Annotated in this window: 18 protein-coding genes; 15 read left to right on the forward strand and 3 right to left on the reverse strand. The window is 62.1% G+C overall.

What is annotated here, in order from left to right; translation table 11 throughout:
* Positions 1–223 precede the first annotated feature (223 nt).
* The 9 genes from HAP54_RS27575 to HAP54_RS27615 all read left to right on the forward strand — a co-directional run bounded on the left by HAP54_RS27575 (position 224) and on the right by HAP54_RS27615 (position 10,306).
* Positions 224–2,125, forward strand: coding sequence for a glycosyltransferase (locus tag HAP54_RS27575; RefSeq protein WP_166305696.1), 1,902 nt, complete (start codon positions 224–226; stop codon positions 2,123–2,125).
* A gap of 147 nt (positions 2,126–2,272) precedes the next feature.
* On the forward strand, positions 2,273–3,379 hold the full coding sequence (locus tag HAP54_RS27580; protein WP_339156773.1) for a DegT/DnrJ/EryC1/StrS family aminotransferase: 1,107 nt from the start codon (positions 2,273–2,275) through the stop codon (positions 3,377–3,379).
* A 245-nt stretch (positions 3,380–3,624) separates the two neighbouring features.
* Positions 3,625–4,800: an ABC transporter ATP-binding protein gene (locus HAP54_RS27585; RefSeq protein ID WP_166305702.1), complete on the forward strand. Its 1,176-nt coding sequence runs from the start codon at positions 3,625–3,627 to the stop codon at positions 4,798–4,800.
* Positions 4,800–6,017 carry an ABC transporter ATP-binding protein gene (locus tag HAP54_RS27590; RefSeq protein ID WP_166305705.1) on the forward strand — a complete coding sequence of 406 codons (1,218 nt, stop codon included), beginning with the start codon at positions 4,800–4,802 and terminating at the stop codon, positions 6,015–6,017. Before HAP54_RS27585 ends, HAP54_RS27590 begins: the two co-directional genes overlap by 1 nt.
* Positions 6,014–6,805 carry an ABC transporter permease gene (locus HAP54_RS27595; RefSeq protein WP_165124639.1) on the forward strand — a complete coding sequence of 264 codons (792 nt, stop codon included), beginning with the start codon at positions 6,014–6,016 and terminating at the stop codon, positions 6,803–6,805. The genes HAP54_RS27590 and HAP54_RS27595 overlap by 4 nt, the downstream gene beginning before the upstream one ends.
* 15 nt (positions 6,806–6,820) lie before the next feature.
* Positions 6,821–7,528, forward strand: coding sequence for a WbqC family protein (locus HAP54_RS27600; protein WP_166305708.1), 708 nt, complete (start codon positions 6,821–6,823; stop codon positions 7,526–7,528).
* Positions 7,521–8,039 carry a GNAT family N-acetyltransferase gene (locus tag HAP54_RS27605; RefSeq protein ID WP_166305711.1) on the forward strand — a complete coding sequence of 173 codons (519 nt, stop codon included), beginning with the start codon at positions 7,521–7,523 and terminating at the stop codon, positions 8,037–8,039. The genes HAP54_RS27600 and HAP54_RS27605 overlap by 8 nt, the downstream gene beginning before the upstream one ends.
* Before the next feature lie 8 nt (positions 8,040–8,047).
* Entirely contained in the window at positions 8,048–8,791 is a 744-nt protein-coding gene (locus HAP54_RS27610; RefSeq protein ID WP_166305714.1) for a hypothetical protein, read from the forward strand.
* A gap of 210 nt (positions 8,792–9,001) precedes the next feature.
* On the forward strand, positions 9,002–10,306 hold the full coding sequence (locus HAP54_RS27615; RefSeq protein WP_166305717.1) for a nucleotide sugar dehydrogenase: 1,305 nt from the start codon (positions 9,002–9,004) through the stop codon (positions 10,304–10,306).
* A 114-nt stretch (positions 10,307–10,420) separates the two neighbouring features.
* Here the strand turns inward: HAP54_RS27615 and HAP54_RS27620 are convergent, their stop codons facing one another.
* Positions 10,421–11,776 (reverse strand): hypothetical protein, encoded by a 1,356-nt coding sequence (locus HAP54_RS27620; RefSeq protein ID WP_166305720.1) that lies wholly within the window; start codon positions 11,774–11,776, stop codon positions 10,421–10,423.
* A gap of 286 nt (positions 11,777–12,062) precedes the next feature.
* Here HAP54_RS27620 and rfbA point away from each other — a divergent pair, with 286 nt between their 5' ends.
* The 6 genes from rfbA to HAP54_RS27650 all read left to right on the forward strand — a co-directional run bounded on the left by rfbA (position 12,063) and on the right by HAP54_RS27650 (position 17,999).
* Positions 12,063–12,953 carry a glucose-1-phosphate thymidylyltransferase RfbA gene (gene rfbA / locus HAP54_RS27625; protein WP_166305723.1) on the forward strand — a complete coding sequence of 297 codons (891 nt, stop codon included), beginning with the start codon at positions 12,063–12,065 and terminating at the stop codon, positions 12,951–12,953.
* 14 nt (positions 12,954–12,967) lie between these two features.
* A complete protein-coding gene (gene rfbB, locus HAP54_RS27630; protein WP_166305727.1) occupies positions 12,968–14,023 on the forward strand; it encodes a dTDP-glucose 4,6-dehydratase in 1,056 nt (351 codons plus the stop codon).
* A gap of 296 nt (positions 14,024–14,319) precedes the next feature.
* A complete protein-coding gene (locus HAP54_RS27635) occupies positions 14,320–15,150 on the forward strand; it encodes a class I SAM-dependent methyltransferase (protein WP_166305730.1) in 831 nt (276 codons plus the stop codon).
* A 215-nt stretch (positions 15,151–15,365) separates the two neighbouring features.
* The gene (locus HAP54_RS27640) at positions 15,366–16,427 is read left to right on the forward strand and encodes a Gfo/Idh/MocA family protein (protein WP_029079916.1); all 1,062 of its coding nucleotides are present in this window, start codon (positions 15,366–15,368) and stop codon (positions 16,425–16,427) included.
* Complete coding sequence (locus HAP54_RS27645; RefSeq protein ID WP_029079915.1) at positions 16,424–16,891, forward strand: acyltransferase; 468 nt, start codon at positions 16,424–16,426, stop codon at positions 16,889–16,891. Before HAP54_RS27640 ends, HAP54_RS27645 begins: the two co-directional genes overlap by 4 nt.
* Positions 16,892–16,901: 10 nt before the next feature.
* Entirely contained in the window at positions 16,902–17,999 is a 1,098-nt protein-coding gene (locus HAP54_RS27650; protein WP_166305733.1) for a DegT/DnrJ/EryC1/StrS family aminotransferase, read from the forward strand.
* Between the two features lie 3 nt (positions 18,000–18,002).
* On the opposite strand, the gene HAP54_RS27655 is transcribed toward HAP54_RS27650, so the two are convergent.
* Together HAP54_RS27655 and HAP54_RS27660 are read right to left on the reverse strand one after the other, a co-directional pair.
* Complete coding sequence (locus tag HAP54_RS27655) at positions 18,003–18,533, reverse strand: HAD family hydrolase (protein ID WP_166305736.1); 531 nt, start codon at positions 18,531–18,533, stop codon at positions 18,003–18,005.
* A gap of 125 nt (positions 18,534–18,658) precedes the next feature.
* Entirely contained in the window at positions 18,659–19,882 is a 1,224-nt protein-coding gene (locus HAP54_RS27660) for a phenylacetate--CoA ligase family protein (RefSeq protein WP_166305739.1), read from the reverse strand.
* Positions 19,883–19,916 lie beyond the last annotated feature (34 nt).

Genomic DNA, 19,916 nt, shown 5'->3' on the forward strand with positions numbered 1-19,916 from the left:
CGTCATCACGAGGGTCTGCATGCCGCACGTTGAAGCCGGCGATCGCTCTTCCGATGTCGGAGCCGAGCTGCTCGTCTCACGCAAGAAGCCGCGGCCGGCCGGATCTGCTACTTGATCGAGAGTGGTCGCCTCACCAGCTAAGGCCGTAACGCGTACGCGGTCGCTCGGATTTGGGGCGACTGGGTCGGCCGGACCACGAAAGGTCGCCAGTTTGAAGCCGTTGATGACAACCAATCCCTTCACCCTCATGCGCCGCGCCAGGCAATGGAAGGACTCCGTGCGGGCGGACCTGTCCGATTTGAAGGCGGAGCTCGACGTGTTGCGTGATGAACTGACGTCTGCGCAAACGCGGATAGCTGAACTGGAGGCGCAACGACGTGCGGATGTGCGGGTGCCTCCCGGCCACATTGTTTGGCCGCTGTTGACGGCGCCCAACAATGAGGCGTGGCCCGATCGCATCCTGATCGTGCGACGGGGCAAGACGCTGCGCGCAATCACGGCAAGCCAAGAGCAGGTGCAGGTGCAGGTGCTGGGGCTTGGCGGCTGGTCTGGCGACTCCATCGTAGCCGCGATTGTCGCGGGCCAGGTGACGGAGTTCGAGTTGGCAGTGCTCGCTGCCGACGGCACGCTCGGGCCATGGACGGCCCGGCCGGCAGTCTTGAAGCATATCGCGACGGAGCCGACCCTATTCAGGGACGCACTGAACGCGCATGCTGGAGTTGCGGACGACTTACAGCTAGTTGCGTCTGACTCCGAGCACGCATTTGAAATGACGGCGCGTCTTCTAAAGCAAACGCCCGACTTGATTGATTTTCTTGCCGCCGGGCGGAAGACTGCGGCGGGCAGTGTGCCAGCTCCCTTTGCGCTGCCCGAGTACCTGCCGGACTTTCGCGTTCCAGCGCAACCGAGGCGGCGCTCGGCGCTGTTCTTGCACCACAGCTATTACCACTTCAACAATCTTGCGGAGGGACTGAAGGAGCGCGGATGGGATGCGATGACGGTATCGCTCGAGAACCCGGCCAGTCCGCAACAACAGTTCTTTCACGGAGAAGATCTCAGCCTGTTTCACGCAGACCCCGCGCAAATGCAGCGCCAGGTCGCTCAGTTCTTCAAGTCTGTGCCAGAACGCTTCGAGGCAATGCACTTCTATGGAATGGGCGCAGCGGCCCTATTCTCCGATAACATGGAGGCAGGTCAAAAGAATACGAAGATTCCATGGGATTTCATGGAGTTGCGGCGGCACAATCTGATCATTGGCAATATGCCGAGCGGATGCATTGAGGGCGCTCTGCCATCATCGTTTTTCGAGGTGACGGACGGTGTATGTTCGCACTGCGTTTGGCAACTTCGGCCCGACATTTGCTCCGAGGACCGCAATGCGGCGTGGCTGGCAAGGCTGGATCTGGTTTGCGACTGGGTCGGATTGGAGGGAGACTGGGTCACGCCCGAGCGCAAGACACCGCGCCATGTGTTCGGGCCTGCAGTCACGGCCTTATCGAAGGACCGCTGGCGGCCTGATCTGGAAGTCCCAGACGCGTTCTGGATCGCGCGGGCCCCGGATGAGCTGCTGGTGTATCACGCGGTCGGCAACTATGAGAGCCGCCGAGACCAGGGGCGCGACATCAAGGGCACCGGAGCGGTGTTGGCGGCCATCGATCGGCTGAAGGCCGAGGGATGTCCGATCCGCTTGTTCTTCGCCACCGACCTGCCAAGCCGGGACGTGCGTTACTATCAGGTACAAGCGGACATTGTCGTCGACCAGCTCAACTACGGACGGCTCGGTGCCAACGCGCGGGAGAGTCTCATGTTGGGTCGGCCGGTGATCACCAGTCTCAAGCACGGGCGAGGAGAGAAGCTGCCTTATCTGACGGAGGCGCCAGTCCAGCACGCTGACGAAGCAACGATCTACGGCGAGCTCAAGGCGCTAGTCAATGATCCAGAGCGGCGTCGCAGGATGAGCGAGCTATCGCGCGCCTTCGCGCTCAAATGGCATACTCAGGAAGTATGTGCCGCGCGCTTCGAGACGATTATCGATCGTGTTCGTGCCGGCTTGCCCGCGGATCCGGACAATGCGTTGGGTGATGTTGTCCGTACTGAGATGCTTAAGAAACATGCCCACGCCTGACGCCCTGGCGGTTGTCACCCATCGTTCCTTGTCGTCCCGCTGGCATTGCCGAGTGTGACCGGTTAAGTTTCCTGCATCGCTTTTAAACAAGCCCGAGTGCCATCAATGTCGTCGTCGTTGCCAACCTTGCCGATCGCAAAGCCCGTAATGGGAGCCGAAGAGCTGGAGGCAGTTCGTCAGGTGCTCGAATCAGGATGGCTCACGCAGGGGCCATGGGTGCGCAAGCTCGAGACGGCATTCGCCGAGCGGCACGACGTGAAGCATGCGTTCGCTACAACCTCTTGCACCACTGCATTGCATCTGGCGCTGGTCGCTGCCGGCATCGGTCCGGGGGACGAGGTGATCGTGCCGGCATTCACGTGGGTAGCAACGGCCAACGTGGTCATGCACTGCGGAGCCACGCCTGTTTTTGTCGATATTCTCCCCGCCAGCTACAACATCGATCCCAAGGCGGTCAGCCGGGCCGTCAGCGCGCGGACCAAGGCAATCATTCCCGTGCACCTGTTCGGTCTCGCCGCCGACATGGATGCGATCAACGACGCGCTTGGCGGCCGTCAGGTGACGGTGATCGAGGATGCCGCGTGCGCTGCCGGAGCCGGCTATCATGGGCAGGCTGCAGGTTCGCTTGGGCATATGGGATGCTTTTCACTGCATCCCAGAAAGTCGATCACGTGCGGCGAGGGAGGGGTTGTCACGACCAACGACGACAGGCTCGCTGGCCTCCTCGATGTGTACCGCAACCACGGCGCGTCGATTTCCGAGGAGGTGAGACATCGTGGTCCGAAGCCCTACGAGCTGCCGGAGTTCGAGGTGTTCGGCTTCAACTATCGAATGACAGATATCCAGGCCGCCGTGGCGAGCGTGCAACTGCAGAAGCTCGACAGGTTCATCGCCGAGCGGGAGGTGCTTGCCGACCGTCTCGACCAGGGGCTCAGTCGGATCGACTGGATCAAGCCTCCGACGCGACCACAGGGGTATGTACACGCTTGGCAGGCCTACGTAGCGATGGTGGCTGACAATGCGCCGCTCAGCCGCAACGAAATTTTGTTGCGGCTGCAGGAAAAGGGTATCGGCAGCAGGCCTGGTACCCACTCGGTGGTCGGTCTTGCCGCCTATCGCAAGCGGCTGGGGACTGATCCGGCCGACTTCCCGGTTGCGACGCGCGCCGAGGCGCAAACCATCGCGCTGCCGTTGCACAACCACATGGGTCCCGCCGACGTCGACCGGGTGGTGGCGGCGCTGGAAGAAATGTAAGCATCTCAGTATTCTGATCCCTGCGTGCGCGAGGCGGCGGAAGGTGAGCCAAAATCTCGCCAACTATCATCCGACGCCAGCCAATCGAGAGATTTTGGAGACGGTTGTTCAGCGTCCTCGATGAACCCGTATTGAATGGAAAATCGGCCGCGCGGTCCGCGCCGTACAAAATGAATGCGTACTTTGATCTCGAAAATGGTTGAACAACCGATCTCTGATTTTGCGGCTGATTGCCGGTATGGGCAATGCGCGAAGGCATGATGTCGCGCGCCGTTGCCATCACGTGCCAAGGTGTGTCGAAAAGCTTTGCGCTCGTCGACGGTGGAAGCGCCTGGCGGCTCGCGTTCGGGCTGGGACGCGACGTTCCGCACTTCACGGCGCTTGAGGACGTCAGCTTCGAGGTGCCCAAGGGCCGTTTCCTCGGCGTGCTCGGCCGCAACGGGGCCGGCAAGTCCACGCTGCTTCGGGTGATCGGCGGCGTCTACGCGCCGGATACCGGCCGGGTCAAGGTAAACGGGGCGATGTCGGGCCTCTACGAGCTCGGTCTGGTCGGCCATCCGGAGCTCACGGGACGACAATATGCCGACCGGCTGCTGACCGTGCATGGATTTTCGCCGAGCGAGCGAGCGGCAATGATCTTGGATATCCACGATTTCTCCGAACTTGGAGATCGATTCGAGGATCCCGTGCTGACGTACTCGACCGGGATGAGCGCGCGGCTCTATTTCTCGACCGCGACGGCCGGGCAATACGAGGTCTATCTCCTCGATGAGGTGCTTGCGGTCGGCGATCAGCACTTTCAGTCCAAGTGCTGGCGGCGGTTGCGCGAACGGGTATCGGGCGGGGCGTCCGGGGTCCTCGTGACGCACGACTGGTCTGCGATCGTACGGCTGTGCGAAACGGCGCACGTCCTGGACCGTGGCAAGGTGATCTTTTCGGGGCCGGCCGAGCATGCAGTGAGGCGCTACCTCTACGGCGAGCAGGCAAAGTCGACATACCGCGATGGAATTGCACGGTTCGCGGGGGCGCCTGTCTATCCGCGCACGATTATGACGGGAGCGGATTTCAGGCTTGAAGCGGAGGTCGATATCCTCACCCGGGCGGAGGTCGGCGCGGTGGTTGTGGTCGAGCACCTCCAGCCCGCGTACGGCTGGGAGACGGGGCTGATGTCGCGTCGGCTCACGCCTGTCGGCGAGGAACCCGGGCGCTATGCGATCGGCGTCGATATCCCGGCACTGCCGCTTGCACCCGGGAGCTACCAGATCGGCCTGCACCTTGCGATGCCGGATCCAGACAATCCGGTGGTCCGAATTGTTCTCGATGGATTTAGCTGGCTCGACGGCAACGGACTCGCGCTCAGCGTGGAAGGCTCGGCCGGGCGCGGATTCAGCCTGCCAGCCGAGTGGAAGGTGGCTGGTTGATGCGCGCGGCAATTCGGGTGAGCAATGTCAGCAAGGTATTTGCGCTTGCCGACCATGGCGGCGGGCCCGTATCGCTGATGGAAGCGCTGCGCACAGGCAAGCGCGAAGTCACGACACGTCACGTGCAGGCGCTCGATTCGATCAGCTTCGAAGTGGCGGAGGGCGAGCGCGTCGGCATCATAGGCCGCAACGGAGCGGGCAAGACGACGCTGCTTTCAATCATCGCGGGGCTTACCGAGCTGACCTCAGGCTCTGTGGAGGTCGACGGCGACCTGCACGCGATGCTCACGGTGGGCGCCGTGCTGCGCGAGGACATGACCGGCCGCGACAACATTTTCCTCGATGCGGCCGTGCACGGCCGTAGTCGACAACAAGTCAATGACGTCGCCGATCAAATCATCGCGTTCGCCGAACTCGGTGAATTCATCGATCGTCCGGTGCGAACCTACTCTTCGGGGATGAAGGCCCGGCTCGCGTTTTCGATGGGGGCGTTCATCAATCCCGACATTCTCGTCATCGACGAAACGCTATCGGTCGGCGATGCCTTCTTTGCCGCCAAGGCGACGCGGCGCATGCGAGATGTCGCGGCCAGCGGCCGTATTGTGATCGTCGTAAGTCACGGCTTGGGCTCGATCGTGGAAATGTGCTCACGATGCCTCTGGCTCGATGACGGTCGGCTCGTCATGGATGGTTCGCCGCAGGTCGTCACCAAGGCCTATGAGGCGGCCGTGCGTGAGGCGGACGAGGCGGAGCTGATGCGCAAGTTTGAAGGGAGCGTGGTGAACCGGGCCGCACCCCTTCAGCTCGATGCAGTCGAAATCATTCAGCGCGGGGAGGCGCGCAAGGCGACCGCGCTCGCCATGGTGCCGTTGGCGATCGTCGCGCGCGGGCGGCTCGACTCGACCCCGCCGATGCATGATCTCGAGGTTGTTCTCACACGGGTCGACGGACGTTTGGTCTGGCGGCGGCGTCTTTCGGAGGTGGGGATGGCGCTGCCCGCGTCGGGTCCATTCACGGTCACCATCGACATGGATCCTTTCGTGCTGGGGGCCAATCTCTATCGCTTCGATGTTGCGCTTGTCGGTAACGGGGGCGACAAGGAATCGATTTCCTGCGTGCTGGAGGTCGTCGACGAGGAAGGACAAGTAGGTGGGCAGCCGCTGATCTTCTATCCTCCGCGGATCAGCGCGCGCCGCCTTGAGGACGTCAAGACATGATGCTGGCAGGTTTTGATCGGCGAGATCTCGGCATGCTGAGTAATCTCTTCCGCATGACGTTGGGCGACCGCTATCTGGGCTCGGCGCTGGGATTGGTATGGGCGGTGCTGTCGCCGCTGATGCTGATGTGCATTTTCACGTTCGTGTTCACCGTCGTTTTTCCGGGGCGGCTGCCGGGACGTACGGGGTCGTTGCCGTTCGTGATCTGGTTGCTTAGCGGCTACGGGCCGTGGCTTGCGATCAGCGAAGGCCTGTCGGCGGCAACGACGTCCGTAGTCGGAAACGCCGGCGTCGTGAAGAATATCGCCTTCAAATCGGAGTTGTTGCCGATGGTGGGCGCGCTGATGGGGTTGGTGCCGCTGGTCGTCGCGCTCGCTATCGTACTCATACTGCAGGTGGTTTCGGGCGAGATGCCGGGCCCAGGCTATCTGGCGCTGCCGCTGATCGTAGCCCTCCACATCTTGTTCGTGTCGGGACTGGGATTGTTCCTTGGGGCGCTCAACGTCTTTGTACGGGATACCGCTCTGGCGCTACCGAATGTGCTCACCGTGCTGCTGTTCGCTTCTCCGATCTTCTACCCGCTTTCGTCCTACCCGGACTTCATTCGGCCTGTTGTGCAGCTCAACCCGTTCTATGTCATCGCGGAGTGCTACCGCACTGCAACTGTAGACGGGGCGATGCCGAGCTTCTGGATGATCTGCTACCTGGCGGTGGTTGGCGCAGCTGCATTCTGGGCCGGGCTGTGGTGGTTCCGGCGGCTCAAGTCGTTCTTCGACACGCGGCTGTAGCGGGTAGGCAGCACGATGGGATGCCTCGTTGCGATCCATCAACCCAACTTCTTTCCGTGGCTCGGGTACTTTGACAAGATCCGGCGTGCCGATGTGTTCGTGCTGCTCGATGCCGTCGATTATCCGCGCTCGGGATCGGGGGGCATGGGATCGTGGTCGAACAGGGTGCGAATTGCTATCCAGGGCGAGGCGCGCTGGGCCACGTGTCCTGTCCATCGCCTGCCGTTGGGGGCGCCGCTCAATGCCGCAGAGATCGATGACGGTCGGCCCTGGCGTCGCAAGATGATTGCGACGCTGCAGGCCAGCTACGGCAAAGCGCCGCGGTTTCGCGAGGCGATGGGCCTCTTGCAGCCCCTGGTCGAGCAGCATGAAACGAACCTTGCGGCGTTCAATATCGCGGCCATCAAGGCGATCACGGAGCATCTCGGCCTTGCGACGCGATTTGAACGGCAGTCCGAGCTGCCGCATGCGGGTAAGGCGACCGAGCTTCTCATCTCACTCGTCAAGGCAGTCGGCGGGGATGCTTATCTCGCCGGCGGCGGTGCCACGGGGTACCAGCAGGACGAATTGTTCGAGCAGCATGGCGTTCGTCTGGTCAGCCAGGGCTTCGCGCCGCAGCCGTATGGCCCGCATGAGGCGTTCATTCCGGGCCTCTCCGTGATCGACTATCTGATGTGGGACGGGCGGCCAGCAACGGGATCACCTGGAGGCAGCTATGATTAAAGGGCAGGTCATCGCGCTTACCGAAATTCGAAACGAAGACTCTCCCCAATTGTTTCACTGGATCAACGATCCCGATACGGTGCGCTTCAACGCTCCATTCTCCCCGGTTCACGAAACCACCCATGAGAATTGGTTGAAATCGGTCATCACTTCAACGGCCAAGATCGTCTTCGCCATTCGCGCACTTCCCGACCTCCGCTTGATCGGCGTAGTGCAGCTGATCGACCTTCATCCGATCCATCGTACCGCTGAGCTGACGATCCGTATCGGGCAGGAGGTTGATCGCGGCCGTGGCGCGGGAACGGAGGCGGTGACGCTTGCGATCGATTTCGCCTTCAAGGACCGAAATCTTCAGCGCGTGTGGCTCAGTGTCTTCGCAGACAATGAACGGGCCATCAAGGCGTATCAGAAAGCTGGGCTCGCGATCGAAGGCACCATGCGGCGCGCTTGCTTTATCGACGGCAGGTGGACGGATCAGGTGGTGATGGCCAAACTTCGGGATCACGCTTGAGCTCCACGATGACGAAACAGGATTTCTCCGAATTTACAGAAGCTGGTTTTCGACAACTGCTGCTTCTGCTCAAGGCCGGCGGCTACCGTTTCGCGCGATACGGCGAGCCTGCCAGCGGCCGGCACGTGATCTGGCGGCACGACGTCGACATATCGATGCATCGCGCAGCCGCGTTGGCCGAGATCGAGGCGGAGGAGGGGGCGGTCGCGACCTATTTCGTCAATCCGCATTGCTTGTTCTGCAATTTGCTCGAGCCCCAAATCATGGCGCTGGTGCGCCGGATCGCCGGCCTCGGTCACGAGATCGGACTGCACTTCGATGCCGGCGCTTACCCGGTGACGCAGTGGAACGAAGCGGAACTTGTCGCGGCCGTGCAGCGCGAACGGCAGCTGCTTGAGCTCGCGCTGGAGCTTCCCGTCCGCTGTATCAGCTGGCACAATCCCGACCTCACCAATCTGCTCGAGTTCGAGGCGGAGGAGATGGGCGGGTTGATCAATGCCTATGCGGGCCGATTCAGGCGTGACTACGTTTATTGCTCCGACTCCAACGGCTACTGGCGCTTCAAGCCAATGTCGGAGGTGATCGCGCACGGACATGATCGGCTACACCTTCTCACTCATCCCGAATGGTGGACGCCGGAGCCGATGGCACCGTCAGATCGTATCGATCGCGCAATCCTCGGACGGGCGCGCCACGTTCGCAGCGACTACGATCTGGTGCTGCAGACAGCCGGACGCCGCAATCTGAAATAGGCCGCTCTCTTAGGCGAAGGCGATCTCAATTTGGTCCGGCAGCGACGGGGCGGCCCGTCGCCGGGGTGGACGAGCCAAGCCAGCCCACCGCTTTTGGGCTTGTCGGACGGATACGGGGCGTCTATGCAACCATCTCGCCAAAGGCGACTTACCTTGCGGATTTTATTCAGCACGCTGTTTTGAACACAACCACACGTACGGACGTTAGACATGAATTCCGAACTGATCGACAAGCTGGACCGCAAGACCGCCAGGATTGGTATCGTGGGCTTGGGCTACGTCGGCCTGCCGCTCATGCTTCGCTACAGCGAGGTGGGCTACAAGGTCATAGGCTTTGATATCGACCAAACCAAGGTCGATGCGCTTCGTGCCGGCCAGTCCTATATCGAACATATCTCGAGCGCGAGCATCAAGCGGGCGACGGAGCTCGGCTTCGAGCCGACCACGGATTTCTCACAGGCGAAAGAGGTCGATGCCCTCATCCTGTGCGTTCCGACCCCGCTCAACAAATATCGCGAACCCGATCTCAGCTTCGTGCTGAACACCACGGAATCGCTGCTGCCATATCTCCACAAGGGGATGGTGCTGTCGCTCGAAAGCACGACCTATCCCGGCACGACCGAGGAGGAACTGAAGCCGCGCATCGAAAAGTGCGGCTTCAGCGTCGGCACCGATATTTTCCTGGTGTTCTCGCCGGAACGCGAAGATCCCGGCAACCAGAACTTCTCGACCCGCTCGATCCCGAAGGTCTGCGGCGGCTGCACGCCCGCGTGTCTCGAGGCCGGCATCGCCCTCTATCGTCAGGTGATCGACAAGGTCGTTCCGGTGAGCTCGACGCAGGCTGCCGAGCTGACCAAGCTGCTGGAGAACATCCATCGTTCGGTGAATATCGGCCTCGTCAACGAAATGAAGATGGTCGCCGACAAGATGGGGATCGACATTCACGAGGTGATCCGCGCGGCAGCAACCAAGCCGTTCGGGTTTGTGCCGTACTATCCCGGTCCCGGCATCGGCGGGCACTGCATTCCGATCGACCCGTTCTACCTGACCTGGAAGGCGCGGGAATACGGCATGCATACGCGTTTCATCGAGCTCGCCGGCGAGATCAATTCCTCGATGCCCGACTACGTGGTGTCGAAGATCTCGCTGGCGCTCAATCAGAGGCACAAGTCGATCAGCGGCAGCTCGATCCTGGTCCTCGGCATTGCCTACAAGAAGAACGTCGACGACGTTCGCGAGTCGCCTTCCGTGCTGCTGATGGAGAAGCTTCGCGATCTCGGCGCCAGCGTCGCCTACAGCGATCCGCACGTTCCCGCGTTCCCGAAGATGCGTGCGCATTCGTTCGATCTGTCGAGTGTCGCGCTCACCGAGGCCAATCTGCGGCGCTTCGATTGCGTCCTGCTGGCAACCGACCACGACAAGTTCGACTATCAGCTGCTCGGCGCGCACGCGCCGCTGCTCGTCGATTGTCGCGGCAAGTTCCCTGAGCCGGCAGACAATATCATTCGCGCGTAGGCGATATCATTCGCGCGTAGGCGATATCATTCGCGCACAGGCGATCTCGTCGCGGCGCCGGCTATCCCGCCCACCGGGTGCCCTTTCGGGTGAGACGGGTTCGAAGCCGGCGCGCTAGCTGGCGCTTGCGCCTTGTAACTGTCCGTCCACTGCGGTCGTTGACGCTGCCGTCTGCTCGAAAGCCGACCGCGGCGTAACGTACCAGAGCAGGAAAAGCAGACCGGTGCCGTTGGTCAGCAAGGCCGTCGAAAGCGGTACATTGAGCAGAACGTGCGGCAGGACCCCGGCGGATAGCAGCACAAATCGCGGGGGCAGGCCTGCCGACAGGCGGTTGCCAAGCGCGATGATCAGGCCGCAACCGAGCGCGGACAGCGGCGCGAGCACGAGGCCGACCGAGGCGATTCCCTCGGTGGCGAACAGCGAGGCATTGAAGGAGCCGAGGTCGTAGGCCTTGGCCATCACGGCCCATATCGGCTCGTCGTAGGCGCACGCAGCCACGAGCTTCACGACGTTGATCTGGCAGAAATGGGTCAGCGGATGCGCTGAGAAGTAGTTGTTGTAGACCTCGAGGGCGAGCGACGGGATTGCGATCATCCTGTTGTTGACGGTGCCGAAATAGACCATCCCGGGTCTGAACGGAATCACGCCGGTCTTGACCAGGAAGACCAGGACAACGCCGACGGAGACAGGCAGGAATAGCGAGAGGATCGTCGTAAGCCGCACCTCGGCCAGCTTGCAGATGAGCGCGAGAAGCAGCAGCCAGAACGGAGCGAACAGCGCCATCTTGGTCAGCATGATGGGATAGAACAGAACCATCAGGGCCAGAGTGATCGCTGCCTGCCAGTTCCGCTTGCTGACGACGAAGCAGGCGAAGGCGAAAGGCAACAGGGCGTTCGAGGCGATCGAAGTTGCGTATCGAAGGAAGCCGGGAAATTCGATCTCCGCGCGATATTTGTACATCTCGGAGAGATCGACCAGCTTGAGGTGGTAGAGAGCGCCGATGCCGACGATTGCGGCCGAGGCGATCAGGATAACGGAAGGCATCATGTGAAAGGCGCGTGCCGGCATGACGATCGCCTGCTGCACAGGCGCGGTGATCAACAGCGCGGGAGCAAGGAATGCAAATCCTGAAAGCACGATCGAGACAAGCGCCAGGCGGTGATCGTAATTTAGCAGCGAAAATTCGATCAGCCAGAGGTATCCCAGGATCATCATGTAGAAGTAGAAGCCGACGAGATAGCCAAAGCTGAAGCGTACGATCGCGAACAGGATGACGACGGGGCTGAACGCCAGCACATTCAGGATGGCAGCTGCCACGTGTGCCTGGTCGATGCCGGTGACACCCGGAAACGTATCGACGGCCGTGATGAAGTAGAGCGAAACGCAACACACCACGATGTGGGCATAGGCGAGCAGGGCAAGTTTGGCCTGGGGCCAACCAAGCTCCAGCTGAGTGATCCGATCGTTCATTCTCGCTCACCGCCGTATCGGGCTGTACGTTTTGGACTGTTCCATTGCTGGTCATCGCGCCAGGCCGACTGGGCCCCACGATCGCCAGACGATGGCACCGTCCTGGGCCTAGTGACTTGGGCCTAGGGACATGACACGGCGCCGATAAGACGACAAGAATATGCTTGTATTTTATTCCATTGTTCCTGCCCAATGGTGTCAATGCGGATCGCTGGAATCATGCCGCGCGTTTGCCGAACCGATGGCCTCTGGTAGACTGTCCGGATAATTGCACAGGCGGGATTGGATGAAGGGTATCATTCTTGCTGGTGGTACCGGGTCTCGGCTTTACCCGGTGACGATTGTCGTGTCGAAGCAGCTCTTGCCGATTTTCGACAAGCCCATGATCTATTACCCGCTCTCGACCTTGATGCTGAGTGGCATCAGGGAGATTCTGATTATCTCCACACCCCAGGATCAGCCGTTGTTTCGCCGGTTGCTGGGTGACGGCTCGGACTTCGGCCTCAAGCTGGAATACGCAAGCCAGGACCAACCTCGGGGCTTGGCTGATGCCTTCATTGTCGGGCGTGATTTCGTTGGCAAGGACAACGTCGCCCTGGTCCTCGGCGACAATTTGTTCTTCGGTCATGGGTTGCCGGAGATATTGAACCGCGCCAGCGCGCGAGCTTCGGGAGCGACTATCTTTGGTTATGTCACCAAGCGTCCCCAGGACTACGGCGTCGTCCAACTCGATGGGGATGGACGGGCGATTTCGATCGAGGAAAAGCCACGTCTGCCGAAATCCAATCTCGCCGTGACGGGCCTGTACTTCTACGACAATGACGTGCTCGAGATTGCGTCCTCCATCAAGCCCTCGACGAGAGGCGAACTCGAGATCACCGACGTCAATCGCGCCTACATGGAGCGCGGCGAGCTGCATGTCGAGATTTTGGGGCGCGGCTTCGCGTGGCTGGACACCGGGACCCATGCCTCGCTGGTCGAGGCCAGTCATTTCGTGCAGGTCCTCGAGCAGCGCCAGGGCCTTCGGATCGCGTGTCCGGAAGAGATCGCGCTGAGGCTCGGCTACATCTCCCTTGACGCCTTTCGCAGCGTTGCGGAGCGGAATGCGAAGAGCAGCTATGGTGAGTATCTTTTGTCGATCTATGATAGCTTTGCCAATTCGAGGCGGTCGCACTGAGGTCGACGCCAGTGGTGCCTAGCAAAGCAACGATCTTTGTCACCGGAGGAGCCGGCTTCATCGGCTCTGCCGTTATTCGGCGTTTGCTAAATTGCACCGACGCTTCGATCGTCAATGTTGACAAGATGACGTACGCGTCCAGCCTTCACTCAATTCCGTCGGAGTTAAGCAGCGAACGCTATGCTCTCTCGAGAACGGATATCTGCGACAGTCCGGGCTTGCGCAGTCTGTTCGATCACTACCGGCCTCAGGCCGTGATGCATCTTGCTGCGGAAAGCCATGTCGATCGCTCGATCGACGCGCCCGGCGATTTCATCCAGACCAATGTTGTGGGTACCTTCACGCTGCTGCAGGAGTCCTTGCGCTACTGGCGGGCGTTAGCGCCCGCGGAGCGCGACGCGTTCCGGTTCGTTCATGTCTCGACGGACGAGGTGTTCGGCACGCTGGGTGCGGATGGCCATTTCGTGGAAGCAAGCCCGTATGCGCCAAATTCACCTTATTCGGCCAGCAAGGCCGCTTCCGATCATCTCGTGCGTGCGTGGTGCGAGACCTACGAGCTGCCGACCCTGGTGACAAATTGTTCCAACAACTATGGACCCTATCAATTTCCCGAGAAGCTGATCCCTCACATGATCATCAGGGGATTGGCCGACGAGGCGCTGCCTGTTTACGGTGATGGTCAGCACATCCGTGACTGGCTGTATGTCGAGGACCATGCGGAGGCGCTGATCCGCGTTCTTCACCACGGGAAAGTGGGGGAGACCTACAATATCGGCGGCAGGAGCGAACGCACCAATCTCGAGGTCGTGGAACTGCTCTGTACGCTGCTCGATGAGGCCAGGGGGGCCGAGACCGGCGCGCACAAACGCCTGATCTCGTTAGTCAGGGATCGTCCCGGTCACGATCGCCGCTACGCCATCGACCCGTCCAAGATCGAGCGAGAACTCGGCTGGAGCCCGCAGGAGAGCTTTGAGGCCGGCATCAGGAAGACGGTATATTGGTACCTTAACAACAGGCCCTGGTGGGAAGAGATTCTTCGGCGAGGATACCAGGCCCAACGGTTGGGATAGCGGGACGCCCTTCCAGGCCCGCCGGGGTTTGGTTGATGCCTGGCGGCTCCTGAAGCGCCTCAGACGTTCCCTGGCGAGAGCGGAGACCGAGGTCGTCGCGCCGGTCGTTCCGGCTGAATTGCGACTGTCGCTGCGCTGAAGGGATTGGCCCGCTCGCGGCACGCAGTCGGTCTGCCGACAGCGAAATTGAAGCGGAAATCGGGGCCGAATCAGATGTTGGCAGGACGAGCAATACCGGATATTCGGCGTCGGATGCGTCGAAACACACTATTTGGCTGAAGCAGGTAAGGGCCGCTATGACTGACACTCAACAGGCGATCGACGCCGCCAATGCGGCGTTCTGGGACGAACTGTGCGGCTCGGCGGCAGCCCGCGCGTGGGGGATCACCGATTCCTCGATGGAGTCGCTGCGGCGCTACGACGAGAATTATTTCCACTTCTATCCGTATCTCGAGAAATACATCGACTGGAAGGCGATGCGCGGCAAGCGCGTGCTCGAGATCGGGCTCGGTTACGGCAGCGTCTCGCAGAAGATCGCGGAGAGTGGCGCCGACTTCACTGGTCTCGATATCGCCGCTAATCCGGTCACGATGGTCAATCACCGGATCAAGCAGAGCGGGCTGAACGGCAGGGCCGTTCAAGGCAGCATTCTCAGCAACTCGCTTCCCGACAATTCGTTCGATGCGGTTGTCGCGATCGGTTGTCTGCATCATACCGGCAACCTCGCCGCTGCAATCGCGGCCTGCCGCCGGCTTCTGGTGCCAGGCGGACGCCTCGTCGGCATGGTCTACTATGCCTACTCCTACCGGCAGTTCGTGCTCGAGCCGAAACGCGCGCTTCGCTATATGCTGCGTGAACTCGGCGGCTATCGCGGGACCTTCCGCGACGGTGAAACCGCCGCCTACGATAAAACGCAGGACGGTTCGCTGGCGCCGGCGACCGAATTCATCTCGGCCAGGTCGTTGCGGCAGATCTGCGCGGGATACTCGAATTTTCAGGCGGTCCCGGAGAACGCCGATCAGGAACGGCCATTTAAGCTCTGGAAGCGTCCCCAACTCCTTGCCTCGCCGATCCCGCGGTATTGCGGACTGGATATTTATTGGAGCTGCAACAAGTCGGGCGCGTGAGATCGATGTTTGCTGCTTTTGGCCCGCATATTTCGCGGCCTATCGGTTATGGCAGGCTCGAAGCATGACGCCGCGGGCCGCGCCGCTGGATCGCCTTGCCTAATCCCAAGTTTTCTGGGTAATGGACGTTACCGTGCGGCTTGCAAGGCCGCTTGTTCCCTCGGCTGTTCGGCTGGCTGCAACGGTCGGCCGCGAGACAAGACAGGGCCTGTTGCATGATCAGATTTGGCCTGCTCGGGTGCGGGCGTATCGCCAAGCGTCATTCCGATCTCCTGGGTGGCAATCACATCGAGGGAGCAAGCCTGGTTGCAGTCTGCGATCCGGTTCGTGCCCGCGCCGATGCGGTTGCCGCGAAGTTCGGGGTTGCGGCCCATGACGACATGGACGAATTCTTAGGCCGCAAGGATATCGACGCTGTCGCTGTGCTGACGCCGAGCGGGCTGCATCCCGCGCATGTGATCGCCTGCGCCAGGGCCGGCAAGCATGTCGTGGTCGAGAAGCCGATGGCGCTGCGGTTGCAGGACGCCGACGACATGATCCGGGCCTGCGACCAGGCCGGGGTCAAGATGTTCATCGTCAAGCAGAACCGGTTCAACGTGCCGGTGGTCAAGGCGCGCGAGGCGCTTGATGCCGGCCGCTTCGGCAAGCTCATCCTGGGGACGGTCCGGGTGCGTTGGTGCCGAGACCAGGCCTATTACGATCAGGACCAATGGCGCGGCACCTGGGCTTACGACGGCGGCGTGCTGACCAATCAGGCGAGCCACCATGTCGATATGCTGGAGTGGTTCTTCGGCGATGTGGTGAGCGTGCATGCCCGCGCGGCAACGGCGCTGGCCAAGATCGAAACCGAGGACACCGCTGTCGCAACGCTGAAGTTCCGCAATGGCGCGCTCGGGATCATCGAGGCGACCACTGCGGCGCGTCCGACCGATCTCGAGGGTTCGCTGTCGATCCTGGGCGAGAAGGGCACCGTCGAGATTTCCGGTTTTGCGGTCAACCAGATCCGGCACTGGCGCTTTGTCGACGAGCTGCCGTCGGACAAGGACGTCGTGGAGAAGTTCTCGGTCAACCCGCCCAACGTCTACGGCTTCGGCCATCAGGCCTACTACCACCATGTGGTCGATTGCCTGGAGAACCAGCGCGCCGCGCTGGTCGACGGGCTCGAGGGGCGCAAGAGCCTGGAGCTGATCTCGGCCCTCTATGAGTCGATCGAGACCGGCGAGGAAGTGGCGCTGCGCTTCACGCCGCGCTTGAGCCGGTTGGGTGTCGTTTCGTGAACCGGCCGGAAGTGCATCAGGCCAGCGTGCGCGATGTCGCGTTCGGCGAACGCGTCAAGATCGTCGAGCCCTGCAACCTTTATGGCTGCACGCTCGGTGACGACTGTTTCGTCGGTCCCTTCACCGAAATCCAGAAAGGCGTGGTGGTCGGAGCGCGCACCCGCGTGCAATCGCATGCCTTCGTCTGCGAGCTCGTCACGATCGGCGAGGACTGCTTCGTCGGGCACGGCGTGATGTTCGTCAACGACACGTTCGCAACCGGCGGCCCTGCGCGCGGACGCAAGGAGCTGTGGCGCGAGACAGTGATCGGCAACCGGGTGTCGATCGGCTCCAATGCCACGATCATGCCGGTCCGGATCGCCGATGACGTTGTCATCGGCGCGGGATCGGTGGTGACCAAGGACATCACGACGCCGGGCACCTATGCCGGCAATCCGGCGCGCCGGCTGCTGGCGAGCCAATAGGGGATATCTGATGCCGGTGCCGTATGCCGACCTGCAACTGCAATACCAGTCCATCAAGGACGAGATCGATGCGGCGATCGCCGGCGTCATCCGCGACAACGCCTTTATTCGCGGCAGCTATGTCGACCGCTTCGAGCGTGAGTTCGCCGCGGCTGCCGAGGTCGCCCATTGCGTGTCCTGCGCCAACGGCACCGATGCGCTTTACCTCGCGATGCGGGCGCTAACGGTGAAGCCCGGCGACGAGGTGATCACGACGGCGCATTCGTGGATATCGACCGCGGCGATGATCACCCATTCCGGCGCCACCGTCGTGTTCTGCGACACCGATGAAGCGACGTTCACGATCAATCCGGCCGCGATCGAGGCCGCGATCACGCCGCGCACCGTCGGCATCATCCCGGTGCACCTGTACGGTCAGCCGGCGGATATGGACGCCATCATGGCGATCGCGCAGAAGCACAAGCTCTGGGTAATCGAGGACTGCGCCCAGGCCCATCTGGCGCGCTACAAGGGCCGCATGGTCGGAACGTTCGGCGAGGCCGCGACCTATTCATTCTACCCCGGCAAGAATCTCGGCGCGATGGGCGACGCCGGCGCCGTCGTGACCAATGACGCCGCGCTTGCCGAGCAGATGGCGATGCTCGCGCGTCATGGCGGGCTGGTGAAGCACCAGCACCATATCGAGGGCGTCAACAGCCGGCTCGACGGCATGCAGGCCGCGATCCTTTCGGCCAAGCTGCCGCATCTCGAAGCGTGGACCGAGGCCCGGCAGGCTGCTGCCGAGGTCTACGATGCCGGCCTCAACCAGATCGAGGATGTCGTGGTGCCCGAGGTCGCGCCGGCGCGCAGCCACGTCTATCACCTCTACACGATCAGACATCCGCGCCGCGACGCGCTTGCCGCCCATCTCAACGCCAATGGCGTGCAGACTGCGATCAATTACCCGACCGCGCTGCCGCTCCTGCCGGCCTATGCGCGGTTCGGCCACCGGCCGGAGCAATTCCCGAACGCGCACCGCGACCAGGGCCAGATCCTCTCGCTGCCGATCTTCGCCGAGATCACGCGCCAGCAGCAGGATGAGGTGATCGACCTGGTTCGGAAGTTCTGAGGCTCAGCTTCGCTGCAGCAGAGGCCTCAGGAACAGCTCCAGATTGGAGCCTGAGAACAGGTAGCCCTTCAGGCCGGCCGCGCGCGCCGCCTCGAGATCGGTCGGCTGATCGCCGACCAGGAAGCTGCGTTCGACATCGACCGGAAAACGCGCCAGCAGGTCATTGATCATGCCGGGCGACGGCTTGCGGCGATGGCTGACCTGCCGATACCGCTCGACCGTCCCCTCAGGATGGAACGGGCAGTATTCGAAGGCGTCGATATGTGCGCCGATCTTGCCGAGCTCTGCGGCCATCCAGCCGTGGAGCTCCTGGATATGCGCCTCTTCGTAGAGGCCTCTTGCAACGCCTGACTGGTTGGTTACGACGAACGCAAAATAGCCCGTGTCGTTGACGGCCTTCACCGCCTCGCGCGCGCCGTCGATCCAGATCAGCCTGTGGCTCTCGAACAGGTATCCGATGTCCTGGTTCAGGACGCCATCCCGATCGAAGAAAACCGCCGGCCGTCGCGGCTGATCTCCGGAAGCGCTGCTCATGAGGTGATGATCCGTCTGTCTCCACTCGGCATGGGCTAGCTCAATAGTTCACAATGCCGCGCGCGACAATGTAGACGGATCACGCCCAAGGTGGCCGGGCGCTCGCGCTTCTCTGACCTCAAGGACTATCGCTCGTCGGCAATCACCTTGCCGTCGTTCGGCAGCGCGCCGGCGCCGACCAGCTCGACCGTGCCGCCGAGTTTTGTCACGGCACGCAGCGTCGCCGCAACCTCATCCTGCAGCGACGCGGGCGGCGAAGCGCATTCGGCCTTCAGCGTCATTGCGTCGGCTTCGCCGGCACGCGTGACGACGAGGCGCAGCCGTCCGAGCCCGGGATGGCGCTTGCCGATTTCCGCGACCTGCTCGGGACGCACGAACATGCCCTTCACCTTGGTGGTCTGGTCGGCGCGGCCCATCCAGCCCTTGATACGCATGTTGGTGCGCCCGCACGGGCTCGCGCCGGGCAGCGCGGCGGTCAGGTCACCGAGCGCAAGGCGAATCCAGGGATGATGCGGATCGAGCGAGGTCACCACGATCTCGCCGACATCGCCCGGTGCGACCGGATCGCCGGTGCCGGGCTTGACGATCTCCAGGATCAGCTCCTCGTTGACCGTCATCCCCTCGCGCGCCGGCGTCTCGAACGCGATCAGGCCGAGATCGGCCGTGCCGAAGGCCTGGTAGGCCTCGACGCCGCGCGACTTCATCTCCTCCTGCAACGACTTCGGAAATGCGGCGCCCGAAACCAGCGCGCGCTTGATTGAGGACACGTCGCGGCCGCCCGCTGCGGCGGCGTCGAGCAGGATTTTCAGGAAGTCCGGAGTGCCGCTGTAGCCGACCGGGCGATAGGCTTCGATCAGCTCGAATTGCTGCTCGGTATTGCCCGGGCCTGCCGGGATCACCGCGCAGCCGAGCGCCCGCGCCGAGGCGTCGAAGATGAAGCCGCCGGGCGTGAGGTGATAGCTGAAAGTGTTCAGCACCACATCGCCCTCGCGGAAGCCCGCCGCAAACAGCGCCCGCGCGCCGCGCCAAGGGTCTGCCTGGCGGCCCTCGGGCTCGAAGATCGGGCCGGGCGAGGTGAACAGGCGGGCGAATGAGCCCGGCTTGTCGGCCACGAAGCCGCCAAAGGGCGGGGCAGCCTTGTGCAGGGCCGGCAATTCCGACTTGCGCAGCACCGGCAGCTCCGCCAGCGCTTCCCGGCTGGTGATGGATGCGGGATCGGTGCCCCTCAGCAAATTGGCATAGGCGGGCGCTGCCATCGCCTTGCGCAGCACGTCCGGCAGCCGGGCGAACAGGGCGGCCTCGCGCTGGGCCGGATCGCGCGTTTCAAGGGCGTCGTAATGGTCGGTCATGGCGGATCCTTGAGGGAAGATGTGCGCAGGGTTA

The organism is Bradyrhizobium sp. 2S1 (assembly GCF_011516625.5).
Classification (GTDB): Bacteria; Pseudomonadota; Alphaproteobacteria; order Rhizobiales; family Xanthobacteraceae; genus Bradyrhizobium; species Bradyrhizobium septentrionale.